The sequence below is a fragment of the Pseudomonas sp. McL0111 genome, from assembly GCF_052567255.1.
Genome location: NZ_CP199585.1, coordinates 126,241 through 143,426, shown reverse-complemented (window position 1 = coordinate 143,426; position 17,186 = coordinate 126,241). Strand labels below are relative to the sequence as shown.

The following is a 17,186-nucleotide window of genomic DNA, read 5'->3' as shown; positions in this document are numbered from 1 at the left end:
AGATAGCACCGGACTTTGTGGTGAGGGGATAAATCCCCTCACCACAAAGGTTCATATCCAGGTCAGGATTTCGGCGGGTTGATCTTCTGCACCAGCGCGTACGCCTTCACGGTCGCCGGGCGATCCTTGATCTGGTTGAACCAGCGCTGCACGTTGGGGAAGTCCTCAAGGTTCTGGCTCTGCCACTTGTGGGAAACGATCCACGGGTAGATCGCCATGTCGGCGATGCTGTATTCGCTGCCGGCGACGAACTCATGACTCGCCAATTGCTTGTCCAGAACGCCATAAAGACGCGCGGTCTCATCGATATAGCGCTTGATCGCATACGGAATCTTCTCCGGCGCGAACTGGCTGAAATGATGATTCTGCCCAGCCATCGGCCCCAGTCCGCCCATCTGCCAGAACAACCATTGCAACGCCGTTTGCCGGCCGCGCAGATCCTTGGGCAGGAATTTCCCGGTCTTCTCGGCCAGATACAGCAGGATGGCGCCGGACTCGAACACTGACAACGGTTCGCCGCCATCGGCAGGCTCATGGTCGACGATGGCCGGAATGCGGTTGTTCGGGGAGATTTTCAGGAAGTGCGGCTGGAACTGCTCACCCTGACTGATGTTGATCGGGTTCACCTTGTAGGCGAGGCCGGCTTCTTCGAGGAACAGCGAGATTTTATGGCCGTTGGGGGTGGTCCAGTAATACAGGTCGATCATGGAAAGCTCCAAATCAGGGATGGCTTGCTCGCGGACAGCAAACGCCGGCATCAGGTCGTCCTGTGTGTTCGATAGCTTGCTTCACAGGATGAGGTGATGCTGAACTGCGGAAAATTCAATGACCCCGAGTGAGAAATATCGCCATGGAGCTGAAGGCCAATACCGCGCTGATCATCATCGACCAGCAAAAAGGCATCCTGCATCCACGTTTGGGGCGGCGCAATAATCCTGACGCGGAAGCGCGCATCCTCGATCTGCTGGGGCTTTGGCGACGTAGCGGGCGAACGGTGATTCATGTGCAGCATCTGTCGCGGTCGCCGGATTCAGTGTTCTGGCCGGAGCAGTCGGGTGTGGAGTTTCAGGAAAAGTTTTTGCCGCAGATCGGCGAATGGCTGATCCAGAAACACGTGCCGGATGCGTTTTGTGCGACGGGGCTGGAGGCGCGATTGCGTGAGGCCGGGATCGAGCAGTTGCTGATCGTAGGCGTAGCAACCAATAACTCGGTGGAGTCCACGGCGCGCACGGCGGGCAATCTGGGGTTTGATGCCTGGGTGGCGGAGGATGCGTGTTTTACCTTCGACAAGGCGGATTATTTCGGCACGTTGCGCTCGGCGGAGGACGTGCATGCGATGTCGCTGGGGAATCTGGATGGGGAGTATGCGACGGTGGTCAGTAGCCCCCATATTCTTGCTGCTGACTGAGAACCTTGTGGGAGCTGGCTTGCCAGCGATGGCTAAGTGTCAGGCGAAATCAATGTTGAAAGTGCTGGCCTCATCGCTGGCAAGCCAGCTCCCACAGGGACCGCGGTGTACAGCATCCGAATGTGGGAGCGAGCCTGCTCGCGAAGGCGATCTGTCAGGCGAAGATAAACTTCGCCCGAAGCATCAAGCGCCGTGGCACTTCTTGAACTTCTTGCCGTTACCGCATGGGCACGGGTCGTTGCGGCCAACGTCTTTCAGAGCGTTGCGCACCGGCTCTTGATGGGCGTGGCCACAGTTCGGGCCGTGAACATGACCATGGTCATGATCGTGATGGTCGTGATGGTCGTGATGGTCGTGGTCATGATCGTGATTGCAGTCAGGGCCATGAACATGAGGTTGCTGAGTCATCGGTGTTGCTCCGGAATTAAATCGGCGGGGATTATCACGCCATTGCGCTCCAGGTGCACGTAGTGGGCGATGAATAAACCGGTTTCCATCTCGCCCTGCAACCGGTAGGGGATCTGCTGATTGGGACTTTTCAGCATTTTTACCACTTCTTTGACCTGCGGCCACAGGTTGGTACGGATCGGCACTTTGTAAAAGGCACTGCTTTTCGGGCCGACGGTGATCCAGCGTTCATGCTCGCCTTCAGCCAGTAACAGGTCGGCCAGATGGATGCGATATTCCAGTCCGCGCACAGTCAGGTCGCTGTCATTGGGGTTGTCGATGCGAAAGTGCAGGATGAATTTCTGTTCGAGCAGTTTGGCCCGCACCACCTCGACTTTCACCAGATGCACGGCGGGATCGAGGCTGTCATCGCTGAACCACGACGCACAGCCACCCATGCCCAGAAACAGCAGCAGAGTGAAGGTTTTGATAACGCGCCACTGACCGAGCATGGTTGAACTCCCTTTGAAGCCCAGTCTAGCCGTTAAAAAATCGCTTCAACCGCCGAAATATCCCGCACAACACTTTTTGAACTTCTGCCCGCTGGTGCAAGGGCAGGCATCGTTGCGCCCCAGCTTCAACTGCACAGTCGGATCAATGAAGTACCAACGCCCGGCATTCTGCACAAAAGAGGAACGCTCGCGATGACTGTGTTCGCCCTGGCTGTCATGCCAGCGCGCAGTGAAGGTGACGAAAGCATGCTCCGGCTGACCGCCGAACACTTCCGAGCTTTCCACCTCAAGGCCAAGCCAGGTGCTCTGCGCACTCCAGTCGCTGATCGACTGGCGATTCAGTCCCGTTTGCTGGGCGGGCAGGGTGGTCGCCACCAGATAGTCGATCAGGCCCAGCACGTAGGCGCTGTAGCGCGAACGCATCAAAGCCTCGGCGCAAGGGGCCGGCAGGCCTTCGTGATAATGACCGCAGCAGGCATCCAGCAGATTGCCGCTGCCGCAAGGGCAAATGGCTGTACTCATTGCATTACCACCAGTATTTCCCGAAGTTTTCCGGATTGGCCCAGAACCGTGAGTTGAGCCAGTCGGGGACTTGTTTGTAGTCAAGCAGATCATAGGTGAACAGGGTCAACACTTGATCGTCGCGCTGGAATCGCTCGCTGGCTTGCAGGGCCAGCGAAAAGAAATCGGTTTCCTGCCAGCCGCAGGCCGACAAGTCCGCCAGCACGGCGATGCGGCTGGCGTTGAGGTTGCGAATCCCGCCGAGAAGATTCAGGCCATCGCGCTTGGGTAGATGCTCCAGGCAGTCGACCACCAGCGCCAGATCGAAACGTTGTGCCGCCAGCTCGGCAGGCAAGGCGCCGGGTGCGGTGTGGGCAACGAAAGTGTCCGGGTGCGCTTCCTTGAAAGCGCTCAATGCCGGAAATTCGCTGGCGCCGATCAACAGCAGGCGTGCCGGCGCATAGCGATCCAGCAAAGCGGCCAATGCCTGTTGCGGCGTACGGGAAGAAATGGCGACGTTCATCGAAGCTCCTCAATCAGACCGCCAAGACTAGCCTGCCTGATCGCAGCGGCAAAGAGCCCTGTCTCGCAGGTTTGCGGCAAATGCGCCGAAGTCCTGTGAACACGGTCGCAAACAGCGGTGGCCTATTGCTGGCGGAGATTAAAACTCCGGTCTTTACTCCCTGAATCGGTTCTAAGCCGATCCCTCAGGAGAAAACCAGATGAGCATAGTTCGGACAGCATTACCTTTGATTCTGCTAACCAGTGTGTTGACTGGTTGCGCAGGTTTACAGAAAACCGACTGGCCGACGTGTGCGGCGGTCGGTGGCGTCGTCGGCGCAGGCATCGGCGCGACTGAGAGTTCGGCGTGGGCCGGTTACGGCGCCTTGCTGGTCGGTGGTACGGCAGCGGCTTATTGCTGGGTGCATGGCGATGGCGACGAAGATGGCGATGGTGTGCCGGACAGTCGCGACAAGTGCCCGCACACACCTAAAGGCGTGCAGGTCGATGCTGACGGCTGCCCTCCACCAGTCCCGGCGGCAGTGGTTGAAGAAGCGGTAGTGGTCAAGGAAGAAACCATCGTCATTCGTGATGTGCACTTCCAGTTCGACAAAGCCACGCTGACCGGTCCTGACAAACAGGTTCTCGACAAAGTCGCCACTCGCCTGAAACAGGAGTCCTCTACTGCGCAACTGACCGTGACCGGTCATACCGATAGCGTCGGCAGCGATGCCTACAACAAAAAACTCTCGGATCGTCGTGCGCACTCGGTGGTGGAATACCTGATCCAGCAGGGTGTGCCGCGCGCAAGCTTCGTTTCGGTGCATGGTATGGGTGAAAGCCAGCCAGTGGCCGACAACAAAACTGCAGACGGTCGTGCACAGAACCGTCGTACCGAAATCAAAATCCAACGTTAGCCCCCCTCGCATCCGCGCCTTGTGCAGTCGCGGATGCGGGTCTTTACTCCTGTGTAACCGGTATGGGCCGGTGACACAGGAGCTTTCACAATGACTGTTTTCTCAAGGTCCGTCTTGCCGGTTCTGCTGCTGGGCAGCTTATTGACCGGTTGCGCCACCCACAGCGATGGCACTGCCCCCCTCAATCAACGTACGTGGCCGATCTGCAGCCTTATTGGCGGACTGGTCGGCGGCGGTCTCGGCGCGATTGAAAGTGGCGGCTGGGCCGGTGGCGGCGCAGCACTGGGGATACTGACTGGCGGCCTGATCTGCTACGCCCAGGATGGCGATGAAGACGGCGATGGCGTGTTCGACCGCCGCGACCGTTGCCCGGACACTCCGGCCAATACCCCGGTCGATCACCGTGGCTGCCCGTTGCCGCAGTATCCGGTGACCGAGAAACCTGCCGAACCGGCCCCGCAATCTGAAGTCATCACCCTCAGCGACGCCGGTAATGTGCTGTTCGATTTCGACAAATCCGACCTGACGCCTGCGGCCAAAGCGCAGCTGGATACGTTGATGGACAAACTGCGCAATGCCGATGTAGTCAGCATCAAAGTTGTCGGTCACACCGACAGCAAGGGTTCGGATGCCTATAACCAGGCATTGTCCGAACGCCGCGCCAGTAGCGTCGCCGCGTATCTGCTGAGTCAGGGCCTGGCCCCGAACAAACTCACCAGCGAAGGGCGTGGCGAAAGCGAACCGGTAGCCGATAACACGACCGAAGAAGGGCGGGCGAAAAACCGTCGGGTGGAGTTGCATATCAATCGCTAAGACGTGTCTGTAGTCCGCGGACTAGAGCTGTCGGGTGGTAAACGTCGGGAAACCGGCAGCCATCCGGCGGCTTATTGGTTTTTTTCTTTTGCCCCTCTGGCTTATCCCCCCGGGAAGCCGTTAATGTGCGCCCAAAGAATAATTCAGATACGGGGGAGCGTATGAAGATGTTTTGGGGGCTGGGGCGCTTGTTGACCCTGCTGTTTTGCTGCGTGGTGCTGGCCAATCAGTTGATGCCGTTCGTGCATCCGCTGCATCTTCTGGTCAATCTGGCCGGTGGTCTGTTGTTGCTGATTCATGTGCTGGAGATGCTGCTGAGCAATCGCACTCTTCAAGGTCGCCCGCATCCCTGGCGTGACCGTGCACGCATCCTGCTGTTTGGCGTATTCCACCTGCAAACCATCCCGGCCCCGGCCGCTCCGGAGGCTTCTTCCCATGCGTAAACTTTGTCTTCTTGCTGCATTCATCAGCCCGCTGGCCTGTGCGCAGGTGGTGAGTGTCGAAAGCAACTCCCTGATGCGTTTGCCGAACACCGCCAGCACTTTGCAGCTGGAAAAACTGGAAGTCGCCGATTACGGCACCCTGCTGATTCCGGCGAACGTCACCGAGCTGAGCGTGGGTGAACTGCGCCTCGGCCATGAAGCACGTATTGCCATCGTGCCGGGCGAACAGGCGCTGGATATGAAGGTCATTCGCGCCGAACTGAGCGAAGGCAGCCAGATCACCGCACGCGGAGCGCCGGGGACTTATCAGAAAGCAGCGCGCTCGGGTCGTAATCTGAATCTGCAATTCAAGGCCTTGAATGCACCGCAATTGTTGGTCGATGCCCGTGGCGGCACCGGTGCGCCGGGTTTCATCGGCCTTGATGGCGGCAACGGAGAGGCACCGGGTTGCACTTACGGTCAGGCCGGTCACGGCGCTGACGGCAGCAATGGCAGCGACGGCCAGCCGGGGGCTTCGGGTGCACTGGTGCGTCTGGAAGTGCCACGCGCGTTTCCCGCTGAGCTGATCAAGGTCAACGTGGCTGGCGGCGCCGGTGGCGCACCGGGCGTTGGCGGCAAGGCCGGTGCGGGCGGCAAGTCCAAAGGCTGTCTGGTGTATCAGGCCGATGGTGGCAAGAATGGCAAGGCCGGGGCTGATGGTCAGCCGGGGCCAGTGGGTTCGCCGGGTTCGGTGACAGTGCAGCGCCTTTAGCAGCACGCTGTTCATCATTGTGGCCAGGGAGCAAGCTCCCTGGCCACAAGTTGTGCTTACCGCCGACTGATCAAAATATTGGCCGCGCCGCCGCAATCGCCACCAGCACCAACCCGACAATCAGATTAATTCCCACCACCCGCCGAATCTTCCCCAGCACTGCCGCACCCGTCGGCCAGTCTTTCGCCTCTACCGCCTTACGCAGTTCCGGCAGCATTAAACCCTGAATCCGGATAAACAGCGCGGTCATCACCACGTACAGCCCCATCATCACCTGCACATATTTCGGCGCGGTCTCGAACCCGACCTGCTGCAAATGCAGCATGCCCACGCCGCTGATCGGCAGCAGGATCACCGCGACCCACACCCAGCGGAAAAAACCTTGAAACACTTCCACCCACAGCGTCAGTCGGCCAGGGCCGTCCAGGGCCTTCATCGCCGCAGGGCGCAGGACCATCCAGGCGAAAAACATGCCGCCGACCCACACCAGGGCGGCCAGTACATGCAGGGGGTAAACGAGGCTAAAAGGTGTCATTGGGGTACTCCGTTCTGCGCGGGACTAATTAGCGGGGTATGATAGCCGCCGAACCGAACCACTGAAAATTTATCCAGCGTTTTTGCGCCCGACACTCAATGATCAGCACTGAACTCAAAACCACGATCCAGGGCGCCTACTCGCGTTTTCTTGAAGCCAAGAGCCTCAAACCGCGTTACGGCCAGCGCCTGATGATCGCCGAAATCGCCAAAGTCCTCGGGGATATCGATACCGACGACGAAGGCCGGCGCAGTGGCGACCCCGCGATTGTCGCGGTGGAAGCCGGCACCGGTACTGGTAAAACCGTTGCCTACAGCATGGCGGCGATTCCTACGGCCAAGGCTGCCGGCAAACGTCTGGTGATTGCCACCGCGACCGTGGCCCTGCAAGAGCAGATCGTCTACAAGGATTTGCCCGACCTGATGCGCAACAGCGGGCTGAGCTTCACCTTCGCCCTGGCCAAGGGCCGTGGCCGCTACATGTGCCTGTCCAAGCTCGACATGCTGTTGCAGGAAGGTCACGCGCAAACCGCTACGGCTCAGCTGTTCGAAGAAGAAGGCTTCAAGATCGAGGTCGATGAGGCCAGTCAGAAGCTGTTCACCAGCATGATCGAGAAGCTCGCCGGCAATAAGTGGGACGGCGACCGCGACAGTTGGCCGAATGCTCTGGAAGACGCCGACTGGGCGCGCCTGACCACCGATCACAGCCAATGCACCAATCGTCATTGCCCGAATTTCGGCCAGTGCGCTTTCTATAAGGCACGCGAAGGCATGGGCAAGGTTGACGTGATCGTCACCAACCACGACATGGTGCTGGCGGATCTGGCCCTCGGCGGCGGCGCGGTATTGCCCGATCCGCGTGACACGATTTATGTGTTCGACGAAGGTCACCACCTGCCGGACAAGGCCATCGGCCACTTTGCACACTACACGCGCCTGCGCTCCACCGCCGACTGGCTGGAAGCCACCGCCAAGAACCTGACCAAACTGCTGGCCCAGCATCCGTTGCCGGGCGACCTCGGCAAACTGATCGAGCAGGTTCCCGAGCTGGCGCGTGAGATCAAGACCCAGCAACAGTTCATGTTCAGCGCCTGCGAACAGGTCGCCGACTTCAAACCCGGCGAAGACGTCGAAGGCCGCGAGCGGCCACGTCATCGGTTCGTCGGCGGGGTGATTCCCGAGCACATGCGCGAAATGGGCATCGAGCTGAAAAAAGGCTTCTCGCGCCTGACTGACCTGTTCACCCGCCTGACCGATCTTCTAAAGGAAGGCATGGACGGCGAGGTCAACATCGGCATCGCCAGCAATCAGGCGGAAGAATGGTATCCGCTGTTCGGCACCTTGCTGTCACGGGCGACCGGCAACTGGGAGTTGTGGACGGCGTTCACCGTCGAAGACCCGGAAGACAACCCGCCGATGGCGCGTTGGCTGACCCTCGCCGAGAGCGGCTCGCTGTTCGATATCGAGGTCAACGCCAGCCCGATCCTTGCGGCTGAAATGCTCCGGCGCAATCTGTGGAACGTGGCTTACGGTTGCCTGGTGACTTCGGCAACTTTGACCGCGCTCGGCACTTTCGACCGTTTCCGCATGCGCGCCGGTCTGCCGAAAAAAGCCGTCACTGCGGTGGTGCCGAGCCCGTTCCATCACGCCGATGCTGGCGTACTGCGGGTACCGAACCTGAATGCCGACCCGCGTGACGCGGCGGCGCACACTGCGGCGATCATTCGTGATCTGCCGGATCTGGTCGAAGGCTCGCGGGGCACGCTGGTGCTGTTCTCTTCGCGCAAACAGATGCAGGACGTGTTTGACGGTCTCGACCGCGACTGGCGCAAGCAAGTGTTCATTCAAGGCAACCTGTCGAAACAGGAAACCCTGAACAAGCACAAGGCGCGGGTCGATGGCGGTGACTCCAGCGTGCTGTTCGGGCTCGCCAGTTTCGCTGAAGGTGTCGACTTGCCGGGTGCCTACTGCGAGCACGTGGTCATTGCCAAGATTCCGTTCTCGGTGCCGGATGATCCGGTCGAAGCCGCGTTGTCCGAGTGGATCGAAGCCCGGGGCGGTAATCCGTTCATGGAAATCTCCGTGCCTGACGCCTCGCTCAAACTGGTTCAAGCCTGCGGCCGACTGCTGCGAACCGAAGAAGATCGCGGCACCATCACCTTGCTCGACCGCCGACTGGTCACCCAACGCTATGGCAAGGCGATCCTCAATGCGTTGCCACCATTCCGTCGTGAAATATCCTGAGACAACGGTGGGCAGTTTTGCCCACCTTGCTGTCTATCTCTCTGCCATCGCTTTTCCATTGGCCTTTTGGTCGTTAGGGAGAACTCCGTTCTTATGATCCGCCGCTCGTTGCCTGCCGTTTTTGCCTTGATCTTCGCTGCCCCGTTGCTGGCCGCGCCTGCCGGTCAGCAGACCCTGTTCAACTTTGTGCGTCCGGCCGACGTGGTCAAAGTCGCGACCGAAAACGCCGACCTGCCGCAAGCCAACGCCGAACAAACCGCCGAAGGCGAAGTACTGCGCCGGGTGACGTTCAACCCGGTGGCCCGTCCGACCTTGCGCCTGACGCCGCAGACTGGCGCCTGGGACTGGTCGCAATCCGGCGCGATGAGCCTGCGTATTCAAAGTGCGATGAACTGGGCGGTAACGGTTTACGTGCAGATCCAGAGCAACGACGGCAAGACCTTGGTCAGCCGCGTCGATCTGCCAGCCGGTCCAGCGCAAACCCTGTTGGTGCCACTGGTGGCCAGTTCGCCGTTGAGCCAGGGCATGAAGGCCGGGCCACCGATGCCGATGACCGTCGAGGGTCAGCGAATCTTGCTGGCCAGCAGCAGCGGTGAGATCGATCGCAGCCAGGTGGTGTCGGTGAGTCTGTCGATGGATCAGCCGAAAGTCGCTCAGAGCTTGTTGCTTGAACGCTTTGGCGTGCAGGACAGCGAGTCGGTGACCCAGGCCGTTTACGGCAATCTGGTCGACGCCTATGGGCAATCGACTCGGGCCAAATGGCCGGAAAAAGTCACCAGCGACGAGCAACTGAAATCCGCCGCCGCCAAGGAACAGCAACAGCTAAAAACCTGGCTGGCCGAGCGCGAGAAGTCCTCGCTGGACAAATTCGGCGGCTGGAACAAAGGCCCGGCGTTCAAGGCCAGCGGCTTCTTCCGCACCGAAAAACGTGACGGACGCTGGTATCTGGTAACGCCTGAAGGGCACCCGTTCTACTCGCTTGGCGTCAACACCGTCAGCCCGGATGTCGATCAGACCTACGTGGCCGGTCGCGAGTGGATGTTTGAATCCCTGCCCAAAGCCGATGAGCCACTCGCCAGGCATTTTGGCGAAGGTGATAACCGTGGCGGCAACGGCAGTGATCAGGGCCGAGGCTACGGCACCGGGCGCTGGTACGATTTTTACGGTGCCAACCTGCAACGGCTGAACGGTGAGCCTTGCGCGAAGGAAGCGAAAAGCGATCAGGCAGTTGAGCCCGCCGCACCTTGCAACGCCGCAATCGATGAACAGAAGTGGGCCACGCACACCCTTGATCGCCTGCAAGCCTGGGGCTTCAACACGGTTGGCAACTGGAGCGCGCCGCAACTGAGCGACGCCGAACGCGTGCCGTACACCTTGCCGCTGTCGATTGTCGGCGATTACACCAGCATCAGCACCGGTAGCGACTGGTGGGGCGGCATGCCCGACCCGTTCGATCCGCGTTTCGCCATGGCCACCGAACGTGCGGTCGCCATCGCTGCCCGCGATCACCGCGACGACCCGTGGCTGATCGGTTATTTCGCCGACAACGAACTGGCCTGGGCCGGTCCCGGTGACGACGCGAAATCCCGTTATGCACTGGCTTACGGCACGCTGAAAATGACCACCGACGCGCCGGCCAAACGCGCGTTCCTCAAGCAGTTGCGCGACAAGTATCGTAATCAGGCGGGGCTGTCGAAGGCGTGGGGCATCGATCTGCCGGCGTGGGAATTGATGGAAGACCCGGGCTTCGTGCCGCCGCTACCGAACCCGGAACACCCGGAAATCGAGGCCGACTTCAAATATTTCCAGAAGGTCTTCGCTGATACCTACTTCAAGACCATTTCCGATTCGCTGAAATGGCACGCGCCGAATCAGTTGCTGCTCGGCGGCCGCTTCGCCATCAGCACCCCGGAAGCCGTGGCCTCCTGCGCGCAGTATTGCGACGTGCTGAGCTTCAACATGTACACGCTCAAACCGCAGGACGGTTATGACTTCGCCGCGTTGCGTGCCCTCGATAAACCGGTACTGATTACCGAGTTCAACTTTGGCTCTGCCGACCGTGGCCCGTTCTGGGGCGGTGTGACGCAATTGGCCAAGGAAGAGGATCGCGCTCCGGCTTATGCGAATTTCCTCAAGCAGGCCTTGAGCGAGCCGTCGATTGTCGGCGTGCACTGGTTCCAGTATCTGGATCAACCGGTGACCGGGCGTTTGCTGGATGGCGAGAATGGTCATTTTGGTCTGGTCGGCATTACCGATCTGCCGTATCAGGGCTTTGTCGAAGCCGTGCGCGCGAGCAACCTGCAAGCCGTCGATCAGCTCGGCAAAGAAGCCGAGAAAGCGGCGGACAAGGCTGACCATGAGTCACAAGGCGGGCGCAAGGGCGAGGCCGGCAAAGGCCCGGGGCAGGGCGCAGGCCATGCGGGCGGGCATTCCGGTAACGGACATTAATCTCTAAAACAGCAAAAGATCGCAGTCTGCGGCAACTCCTACCGGGAAACACAAATTCCAATGCAGGAGCTGCCGCAGGCTGCGATCTTTTGATCTTGCCTTACCACCCGGCCCAAGGCTGTTCCCAAATCCCTCAAGGGCTGGAACAATGCCGACCACTTTGTAGAGCGTTTTCGCGGGGGAGTTGCGGGTGCAGATTCAGGGACATTACGAGCTTCAATTCGAGCCGGTGCGCGAAGCCTTCGCGGCACTGTTCGACGATCCCCAGGAACGCGGCGCAGCGTTGTGCATTCAGGTCGGCGGTGAAACGGTCCTCGATCTCTGGTCCGGCACTGCCGACAAGGATGGCAGCGAAGCCTGGCACAGCGACACCATCGCCAACCTGTTCTCCTGCACCAAAACCTTCACGGCGGTCACTGCGCTGCAACTGGTGGCCGAAGGCAAACTGCAATTGGACGTTCCGGTCGCCCGCTACTGGCCGGAATTCGCCGCCGCCGGCAAAGAATCGGTAACCCTGCGCCAACTGCTCTGCCATCAGGCTGGTCTGCCGGCCTTGCGCGAATTGCTGGCCCCTGAAGCTCTTTATCAATGGCAAACCATGGTCGATGCCCTCGCGGCGGAAGCCCCGTGGTGGACGCCGGGCACTGGTCACGGTTATGCCGCGATCACTTACGGCTGGCTGGTCGGCGAGTTGTTGCGTCGCGCTGACGGTCGCGGGCCGGGCGAATCCATCGTTGCGCGTATCGCCAAACCGTTGGGGCTGGACTTCCACGTCGGCCTCGCTGACGAAGAATTCCACCGCGTGGCGCACATCGCCCGGGGCAAGGGCAATGTCGGTGATGCCGCCGCACAACGTCTGTTGCAGGTGACCATGCGCGAGCCTACTGCGATGACCACCCGCGCCTTCACCAATCCGCCGTCGGTGCTCACCAGCACCAACAAGCCGGAATGGCGGCGCATGCAGCAGCCAGCGGCCAACGGTCACGGCAATGCGCGCAGTCTGGCCGGTTTTTATGCCGGGTTGCTCGACGGCAGCCTGCTCGAAGGCGAAATGCTCGACGAACTGACCCGCGAACACAGCCTGGGCGAGGACAAAACCCTGCTGACCCGCACCCGTTTCGGTCTTGGTTGCATGCTCGATCAACCTGACGTGCCAAACGCTACCTACGGCCTTGGCCCACGGGCGTTCGGCCATCCGGGGGCGGGCGGTTCCATCGGTTTTGCTGACCCGGAACATGATGTCGCATTTGGTTTTGTGACAAATACCCTGGGGCCGTACGTCTTGATGGACCCGCGTGCGCAGAATCTGGCGCGGGTGCTTGCCACTTGTCTGTAAAACACTGAGCGAGGTCCCGGATTCGGAACCTCGTTTGCTTTTTTGATTCAAAGCGTCTGTTTATCCGGGCAAAGAGCTCTGATTTTTCATTACTTTATTTTGTGGATTTTCAATGTCATCTAAAAAAACTCTCGCCCTTGCCCTGTGTGTTGCGATTACCGGTTGTGCACAGACTCCTAAAAATGACGCGGACGGCAGCAGTTGGTGGTCGTTCGGATCTTCCGACAAAGTGGCTGCCAAAGAGCCCGCCCCGGCTCCAGCCCCAACACCCGTTGCGCTGAAACCTGCCGCCGTTGCTCCAGTCGCCAAGGCCGAGAGCAGCAATCCTTGGTACTGGCCATTCGGCTCCAGTGATTCGGCCGCCAAGGCCGATGTGAAGCCAGAAGTAAAACCTGAAGCCAAACCGGTTGCCGTGGCCAAGGCCGATGCCGACACCGGGACTCACTGGTGGTGGCCGTTCGGTGGCAAGGATCAACCAACCACTAAAGCCGTGCCGATGCCTGACCCGAAAGTCACCCAGGCCTGGCTCGACGATTACGAGCCGCGCCTGCGTGCCGCGATCAAGGACAGCAACCTGCAACTTGAGCGCCGTGAAAACGTTCTGGTGGTGATTGCTCCAGTCGAGGGCTCGTTCAACCCGAAGCGTCCGGCCATGCTGTTGCCAGTCACCCTCAGCCCGTTCACCAATGTTGCGAAGCTGCTTGAAGCTGACCCGAAAACCGCTGTTCTGGTACTCGGTCACAGCGACAACACCGGCGCGGCGCCGGCCAATATCAAGCTCAGCCAGGAACGCGCCCAGTCCATCGCGGCGATCTTCCGCCTCAGCGGCTTGCAGCGTGATCGCCTGATGTTGCGCGGCATGGGCTCCGATGCCCCGCGTGCGGCCAACGACAGCGCCGAGGGCCGTGCCCTGAACCGTCGCGTCGAACTGCTGGTGACTCCGCAGAACACCATGGTTGCGCTGCTCAGCAAGTACAACATGCCGGCTCCGGCGCCGGTGACCATGGTTGCCGTGCAGGACGTCAAGCCAGTCGCCAAACCGGTGACCCCGGCCCCGGCCGCGAAGAAAGCCGCAGTGCCTGCGAGCAAAAAGGCCCCGGTTAAAAAAGCCGCGACCCCAGCCAAGAAAGCGCCGGCGAAAACCCCGGTGAAGAAAACCGCTCCGGCCAAAGCCGCTGCCACCGACAAGAAAGTCGCGGCGACCGATGCTACCAAGCAGTAATCCGCTAACGAAAAGGAATGCGCCATGACCCAGGCTCTGGCTGATATGCGTCGCGATTACACCCGGGATGGTTTGACCGAGGCGCAAGCCCCGGCCGAGCCGTTCGCGCTGTTCCATCAATGGTTTGCCGACGCGGTGAAAACCGAACAGGCTCCGGTGGAGGCCAACGCGATGACCGTGGCTACGGTCGATGCGGATGGGCGTCCACATTGCCGCATTCTGCTGCTCAAGGGCCTGGACGAGCAGGGTTTCACCTTTTTCACCAACTATGAAAGTGCCAAGGGTCAGCATCTGGCGGCAAATCCGTTTGCCGCCATGACGTTCTTCTGGCCAACCCTGGAGCGTCAGGTGCGCATCGAAGGGCGGGTGGTGAAGGTCACGCCGGCAGAGTCCGATGCGTATTATCAGGTGCGGCCACTGGGCAGCCGACTCGGCGCTTGGGCTTCACCGCAGAGCCGGGTGATCAACGGCCGTGGCGAACTGGAAGACTTGCTCAAAGCCACTGAGCAGCGTTTCAGCGATACCCAGCCGGATTGCCCGGAACACTGGGGTGGTTATCGCTTGCTGCCCGAGCGCATCGAATTCTGGCAGGGCCGTCCGAGCCGTCTGCACGATCGCCTCAACTACCGTTTGCAGGGCGCTGACTGGTTGCTTGAACGTCTGGCACCCTAAGCAGTCTACCGAGCAAGATAGCCTGCCGCGGCGGCCTCCAGCCACTGCGGCAGATTCCGACGCTTGATTTTCTGCAACCGGGCGTGGGCTAATTGTTCGAGCATGAAGGCGCGTTTTTCTTCATCCTTGCCCGCCAGCGCCAGCGCCAGGTCGCGATCCATCCAGCGTTTGATCCGCACGTACAGCCACCAATGGAAGTACAGACCGGCGACCGTTGTGACGAAAATGATGAAGTAATCCATGAAAATCCTTGAGTCGATGGCGCAAGAACGGCATTTTGGCGCTACTGTTGGGTGAGTCTGCAGGTGCCTGTACTGGGCCTGAATGAAACCAATTTTATCCGGGCGGCGCCGTGACAGGCGTCAAGCTGCGGAGTTTAATGAATATCTGTTCTTTTGGAGTTGATGCTATGCGTAAGTCTGTTCTGCTGGTTGCTTCCTTTTCCACGATGGCGATGTTGCTTACCGGCTGCCAATCGAGCCTGACCGGTGACTCCTACTCCCGTGACGAAGCACGTCGCGTGCAGACGATTCGCATGGGCACCATCGAATCCCTGCGTCCGGTGAAAATCGAAGGCACCAAAACCCCAATCGGCGGCATCGCTGGTGCAGCGGTCGGCGGCGTCGGCGGCAGCGCCATCGGTGGCGGCAAAGGCAGCATCGTTGCTGCAGTGATCGGCGCCGTGGCCGGCGGTCTGATCGGTTCGGCCACTGAAGAAGGCCTGACCCGCACCCAGGGCGTGGAAATCACCGTCCGTGAAGACGACGGCAGCATGCGCGCCTACGTACAACAGGTTCAGGAAAACGAAGTGTTCCGCGTGGGTGAGCGTGTACGCATCTCCACCGTTGGCGGGACCAGTCGCGTTTCGCACTAAGCGAGAACGAGCGGTAAAGAAAACCCCGATCAGCTGAGCTGGTCGGGGTTTTTTGTTAACGATTGGACAGTTCTATCAGTTGTCACTGTAATCAAACGAAATTTGATAGTCATGGGTGCTTAGAGCAATGTCATGTTGAAAGTAGGGCTGAATGGTAGCAACCCACTTTTCGATAACATTGAAGCTACCATTGTTTATGTTGCCCTCCACCGGGATGCCCAAGGCATTCAGGACAGACTCATCATCACCCAGGTCCCTTGACGACTCCTCGCCTTCGCATTCATGGGTTGCTTTGTCGTACCACTCCAGTCTCAGTTCCAGTCCCATCATTTCCTCACAAGTATTTTTTTCTGATGTTTCTTTTGTCTATAGGATCTTCGCGCCGCTCCCCCGTATAAGGGTCAAAAGCTCCTGCATGAGCTCCATCGCTTGCTCGATAAATTTCCAACTCGCCATGCATTGAATCCCACTCGTAAATGATCCGTCCCTTGGAATCCGCCCAGCGCTTGCGGAGTCCACCACCGCCTTGTACAGGATTCTTGTCTTTTACTTTTATAAGGCCTGGAAATGCCGTTATTTGCTCTGTTTTCGGCGGCTGATGGTAGCTATGTCCCGCAGACGGTAAGCCTTTGCGTGAGGTGTTGAGCACGATGTACAGAGGCCGAACCCCCGACCCCACCGGAAACACCAGAATGAAATCCCGATACTCCGGCGGATAAACCGGGTTCACCAGAATCCCGTCAGCGGCTTTCGTCGGCGGATACACCCAGATATGGGGCGCCTGCGGAGCAGCTTCCAGCGCAGGAATGCCGAGGATGTCCGAGCCATCCACTGCCGGTGTCCAGATCAGTTCGACACCTTCGCCCAGGTCGGCGACGTATTGGCTGCCGCGCAAGCCGAACTGCACGACATCGACCATTTCCCAATCGCGGTTCTTGCCGGTGTAGAAACCGTAACCCTTGAGACTTCCATCGGCCTGCTGCTCGACCTGCAGACGTACGCGGGTGCGCGCCTGTTTCAAGGCACGCAATTGTTCGTCGGTATAGAGCGCGCTGTCGCCCAGGCTTGAGGGAATGAACAGCGCGAGCAATCCCGCCAGAGTGGCGGCAGCGGTGCTGGCAGCGACTACGGGCAAGGCTTCAAACGCCGCACCGCCCAGCGCGAAGCTGCCAAAACCAACCGGTATCGCGCTGCCGCTGATTTTCTTCAGGGGCACGGCGCCATTTGCGTCAGCCTCGCGGGCACCGAGCAAAATCAGGTCGCCGTAGTCCTTCAGGCTGTCGGTCGGCACCATTCCCGCAGGATTCGAGTAATCGATGATGGCGTCCGGCAATTTGCAGGACTTGGCGAACACGCATCCGGCGCGCTGGGTTTCAGCCTTTTTTACTGCCACTTCGCGGCTGCGTTCGAAAGCGTCCTGACGGGCCAGCATCGCGTCGTAGGCGTCCTGGCGCGCGTCCCGTGCGGCCAGTTCGGTGGTGCTCATGAAGCGGTGGGTAACGAGATGCCCGTCGCCTGCCGGTAGGTTGGAAACCCGGGGGATGTCCTTGTGGCCTGCCACTGATTGTCCTTTCGTTCGTCCACTCGAGCCCTGCAAACAGGGCTGAAAGACGTTAACCAAAG

General features: G+C 59.8%; 20 protein-coding genes. 11 read left to right on the top strand and 9 right to left on the bottom strand.

What is annotated here, in order from left to right; all coding sequences use genetic code 11:
* Nucleotides 1-62: 62 nt before the first annotated feature.
* A complete protein-coding gene (locus ACTWLJ_RS00745) occupies nt 63-707 on the bottom strand; it encodes a glutathione binding-like protein (protein WP_445181436.1) in 645 nt (214 codons plus the stop codon).
* A 143-nt stretch (nt 708-850) separates the two neighbouring features.
* Between ACTWLJ_RS00745 and ACTWLJ_RS00740 the strand changes: the two genes are divergently transcribed.
* Nucleotides 851-1,408 carry a cysteine hydrolase family protein gene (locus ACTWLJ_RS00740; RefSeq protein WP_445181435.1) on the top strand — a complete coding sequence of 186 codons (558 nt, stop codon included), beginning with the start codon at nt 851-853 and terminating at the stop codon, nt 1,406-1,408.
* A 183-nt stretch (nt 1,409-1,591) separates the two neighbouring features.
* Here the strand turns inward: ACTWLJ_RS00740 and ACTWLJ_RS00735 are convergent, their stop codons facing one another.
* The 4 genes from ACTWLJ_RS00735 to ACTWLJ_RS00720 are packed head-to-tail and all read right to left on the bottom strand — an operon-like array spanning nt 1,592 to nt 3,331.
* Nucleotides 1,592-1,816: an SEC-C metal-binding domain-containing protein gene (locus tag ACTWLJ_RS00735; protein WP_445179519.1), complete on the bottom strand. Its 225-nt coding sequence runs from the start codon at nt 1,814-1,816 to the stop codon at nt 1,592-1,594.
* Nucleotides 1,813-2,307 carry an LEA type 2 family protein gene (locus ACTWLJ_RS00730; protein ID WP_445179518.1) on the bottom strand — a complete coding sequence of 165 codons (495 nt, stop codon included), beginning with the start codon at nt 2,305-2,307 and terminating at the stop codon, nt 1,813-1,815. Before ACTWLJ_RS00730 ends, ACTWLJ_RS00735 begins: the two co-directional genes overlap by 4 nt.
* 45 nt (nt 2,308-2,352) lie before the next feature.
* A complete protein-coding gene (locus tag ACTWLJ_RS00725; protein WP_401216609.1) occupies nt 2,353-2,829 on the bottom strand; it encodes a YchJ family protein in 477 nt (158 codons plus the stop codon).
* 4 nt (nt 2,830-2,833) lie between these two features.
* On the bottom strand, nt 2,834-3,331 hold the full coding sequence (locus ACTWLJ_RS00720; RefSeq protein ID WP_445179517.1) for a DUF6231 family protein: 498 nt from the start codon (nt 3,329-3,331) through the stop codon (nt 2,834-2,836).
* 199 nt (nt 3,332-3,530) lie between these two features.
* Here ACTWLJ_RS00720 and ACTWLJ_RS00715 point away from each other — a divergent pair, with 199 nt between their 5' ends.
* From ACTWLJ_RS00715 to ACTWLJ_RS00700, 4 genes are all read left to right on the top strand, one after another.
* Nucleotides 3,531-4,226 carry an OmpA family protein gene (locus ACTWLJ_RS00715; RefSeq protein ID WP_401216605.1) on the top strand — a complete coding sequence of 232 codons (696 nt, stop codon included), beginning with the start codon at nt 3,531-3,533 and terminating at the stop codon, nt 4,224-4,226.
* Between the two features lie 90 nt (nt 4,227-4,316).
* Nucleotides 4,317-5,039, top strand: coding sequence for an OmpA family protein (locus ACTWLJ_RS00710; protein WP_445179516.1), 723 nt, complete (start codon nt 4,317-4,319; stop codon nt 5,037-5,039).
* A gap of 161 nt (nt 5,040-5,200) precedes the next feature.
* Nucleotides 5,201-5,482: a DUF1145 domain-containing protein gene (locus ACTWLJ_RS00705; protein WP_445179515.1), complete on the top strand. Its 282-nt coding sequence runs from the start codon at nt 5,201-5,203 to the stop codon at nt 5,480-5,482.
* Entirely contained in the window at nt 5,475-6,233 is a 759-nt protein-coding gene (locus tag ACTWLJ_RS00700) for a collagen-like protein (protein WP_401216600.1), read from the top strand. The genes ACTWLJ_RS00705 and ACTWLJ_RS00700 overlap by 8 nt, the downstream gene beginning before the upstream one ends.
* Before the next feature lie 70 nt (nt 6,234-6,303).
* On the opposite strand, the gene ACTWLJ_RS00695 is transcribed toward ACTWLJ_RS00700, so the two are convergent.
* The gene (locus ACTWLJ_RS00695) at nt 6,304-6,768 is read right to left on the bottom strand and encodes a CopD family protein (RefSeq protein ID WP_401216598.1); all 465 of its coding nucleotides are present in this window, start codon (nt 6,766-6,768) and stop codon (nt 6,304-6,306) included.
* A gap of 98 nt (nt 6,769-6,866) precedes the next feature.
* Here ACTWLJ_RS00695 and dinG point away from each other — a divergent pair, with 98 nt between their 5' ends.
* The 5 genes from dinG to pdxH all read left to right on the top strand — a co-directional run bounded on the left by dinG (nt 6,867) and on the right by pdxH (nt 14,689).
* Complete coding sequence (dinG, locus tag ACTWLJ_RS00690) at nt 6,867-9,011, top strand: ATP-dependent DNA helicase DinG (RefSeq protein ID WP_445179514.1); 2,145 nt, start codon at nt 6,867-6,869, stop codon at nt 9,009-9,011.
* Between the two features lie 93 nt (nt 9,012-9,104).
* The gene (locus ACTWLJ_RS00685) at nt 9,105-11,459 is read left to right on the top strand and encodes a beta-galactosidase (protein WP_445179513.1); all 2,355 of its coding nucleotides are present in this window, start codon (nt 9,105-9,107) and stop codon (nt 11,457-11,459) included.
* Nucleotides 11,460-11,649: 190 nt separating this feature from the next.
* Entirely contained in the window at nt 11,650-12,795 is a 1,146-nt protein-coding gene (locus ACTWLJ_RS00680) for a serine hydrolase domain-containing protein (protein WP_445179512.1), read from the top strand.
* A gap of 112 nt (nt 12,796-12,907) precedes the next feature.
* Nucleotides 12,908-14,017, top strand: a complete 1,110-nt coding sequence (locus ACTWLJ_RS00675; protein WP_445179511.1) for an OmpA family protein — start codon at nt 12,908-12,910, stop codon at nt 14,015-14,017.
* Nucleotides 14,018-14,041: 24 nt separating this feature from the next.
* Nucleotides 14,042-14,689 (top strand): pyridoxamine 5'-phosphate oxidase, encoded by a 648-nt coding sequence (gene pdxH, locus ACTWLJ_RS00670; protein ID WP_445179510.1) that lies wholly within the window; start codon nt 14,042-14,044, stop codon nt 14,687-14,689.
* 5 nt (nt 14,690-14,694) lie between these two features.
* Here pdxH and ACTWLJ_RS00665 read toward each other — a convergent pair whose 3' ends face one another.
* Nucleotides 14,695-14,931, bottom strand: a complete 237-nt coding sequence (locus ACTWLJ_RS00665; protein WP_445179509.1) for a hypothetical protein — start codon at nt 14,929-14,931, stop codon at nt 14,695-14,697.
* A gap of 167 nt (nt 14,932-15,098) precedes the next feature.
* Here ACTWLJ_RS00665 and ACTWLJ_RS00660 point away from each other — a divergent pair, with 167 nt between their 5' ends.
* Nucleotides 15,099-15,563, top strand: coding sequence for an outer membrane lipoprotein (locus ACTWLJ_RS00660; protein ID WP_008086349.1), 465 nt, complete (start codon nt 15,099-15,101; stop codon nt 15,561-15,563).
* 75 nt (nt 15,564-15,638) lie between these two features.
* Here the strand turns inward: ACTWLJ_RS00660 and ACTWLJ_RS00655 are convergent, their stop codons facing one another.
* Complete coding sequence (locus ACTWLJ_RS00655) at nt 15,639-15,893, bottom strand: colicin E3-like toxin immunity protein (protein ID WP_445179508.1); 255 nt, start codon at nt 15,891-15,893, stop codon at nt 15,639-15,641.
* A gap of 4 nt (nt 15,894-15,897) precedes the next feature.
* Nucleotides 15,898-17,124: an S-type pyocin domain-containing protein gene (locus ACTWLJ_RS00650; protein WP_445179507.1), complete on the bottom strand. Its 1,227-nt coding sequence runs from the start codon at nt 17,122-17,124 to the stop codon at nt 15,898-15,900.
* Nucleotides 17,125-17,186 lie beyond the last annotated feature (62 nt).

What these genes read in the sequence shown, in the direction of transcription:
- ACTWLJ_RS00745 (WP_445181436.1), bottom strand. Translation starts at nt 707, where the DNA reads ATGATCGACCTGTATTACTGGACCACCCCCAACGGCCATAAAATCTCG.
- ACTWLJ_RS00740 (WP_445181435.1), top strand. Translation starts at nt 851, where the DNA reads ATGGAGCTGAAGGCCAATACCGCGCTGATCATCATCGACCAGCAAAAA.
- ACTWLJ_RS00735 (WP_445179519.1), bottom strand. Translation starts at nt 1,816, where the DNA reads ATGACTCAGCAACCTCATGTTCATGGCCCTGACTGCAATCACGATCAT.
- ACTWLJ_RS00730 (WP_445179518.1), bottom strand. Translation starts at nt 2,307, where the DNA reads ATGCTCGGTCAGTGGCGCGTTATCAAAACCTTCACTCTGCTGCTGTTT.
- ACTWLJ_RS00725 (WP_401216609.1), bottom strand. Translation starts at nt 2,829, where the DNA reads ATGAGTACAGCCATTTGCCCTTGCGGCAGCGGCAATCTGCTGGATGCC.
- ACTWLJ_RS00720 (WP_445179517.1), bottom strand. Translation starts at nt 3,331, where the DNA reads ATGAACGTCGCCATTTCTTCCCGTACGCCGCAACAGGCATTGGCCGCT.
- ACTWLJ_RS00715 (WP_401216605.1), top strand. Translation starts at nt 3,531, where the DNA reads ATGAGCATAGTTCGGACAGCATTACCTTTGATTCTGCTAACCAGTGTG.
- ACTWLJ_RS00710 (WP_445179516.1), top strand. Translation starts at nt 4,317, where the DNA reads ATGACTGTTTTCTCAAGGTCCGTCTTGCCGGTTCTGCTGCTGGGCAGC.
- ACTWLJ_RS00705 (WP_445179515.1), top strand. Translation starts at nt 5,201, where the DNA reads ATGAAGATGTTTTGGGGGCTGGGGCGCTTGTTGACCCTGCTGTTTTGC.
- ACTWLJ_RS00700 (WP_401216600.1), top strand. Translation starts at nt 5,475, where the DNA reads ATGCGTAAACTTTGTCTTCTTGCTGCATTCATCAGCCCGCTGGCCTGT.
- ACTWLJ_RS00695 (WP_401216598.1), bottom strand. Translation starts at nt 6,768, where the DNA reads ATGACACCTTTTAGCCTCGTTTACCCCCTGCATGTACTGGCCGCCCTG.
- dinG (WP_445179514.1), top strand. Translation starts at nt 6,867, where the DNA reads ATGATCAGCACTGAACTCAAAACCACGATCCAGGGCGCCTACTCGCGT.
- ACTWLJ_RS00685 (WP_445179513.1), top strand. Translation starts at nt 9,105, where the DNA reads ATGATCCGCCGCTCGTTGCCTGCCGTTTTTGCCTTGATCTTCGCTGCC.
- ACTWLJ_RS00675 (WP_445179511.1), top strand. Translation starts at nt 12,908, where the DNA reads ATGTCATCTAAAAAAACTCTCGCCCTTGCCCTGTGTGTTGCGATTACC.
- pdxH (WP_445179510.1), top strand. Translation starts at nt 14,042, where the DNA reads ATGACCCAGGCTCTGGCTGATATGCGTCGCGATTACACCCGGGATGGT.
- ACTWLJ_RS00665 (WP_445179509.1), bottom strand. Translation starts at nt 14,931, where the DNA reads ATGGATTACTTCATCATTTTCGTCACAACGGTCGCCGGTCTGTACTTC.
- ACTWLJ_RS00660 (WP_008086349.1), top strand. Translation starts at nt 15,099, where the DNA reads ATGCGTAAGTCTGTTCTGCTGGTTGCTTCCTTTTCCACGATGGCGATG.
- ACTWLJ_RS00655 (WP_445179508.1), bottom strand. Translation starts at nt 15,893, where the DNA reads ATGATGGGACTGGAACTGAGACTGGAGTGGTACGACAAAGCAACCCAT.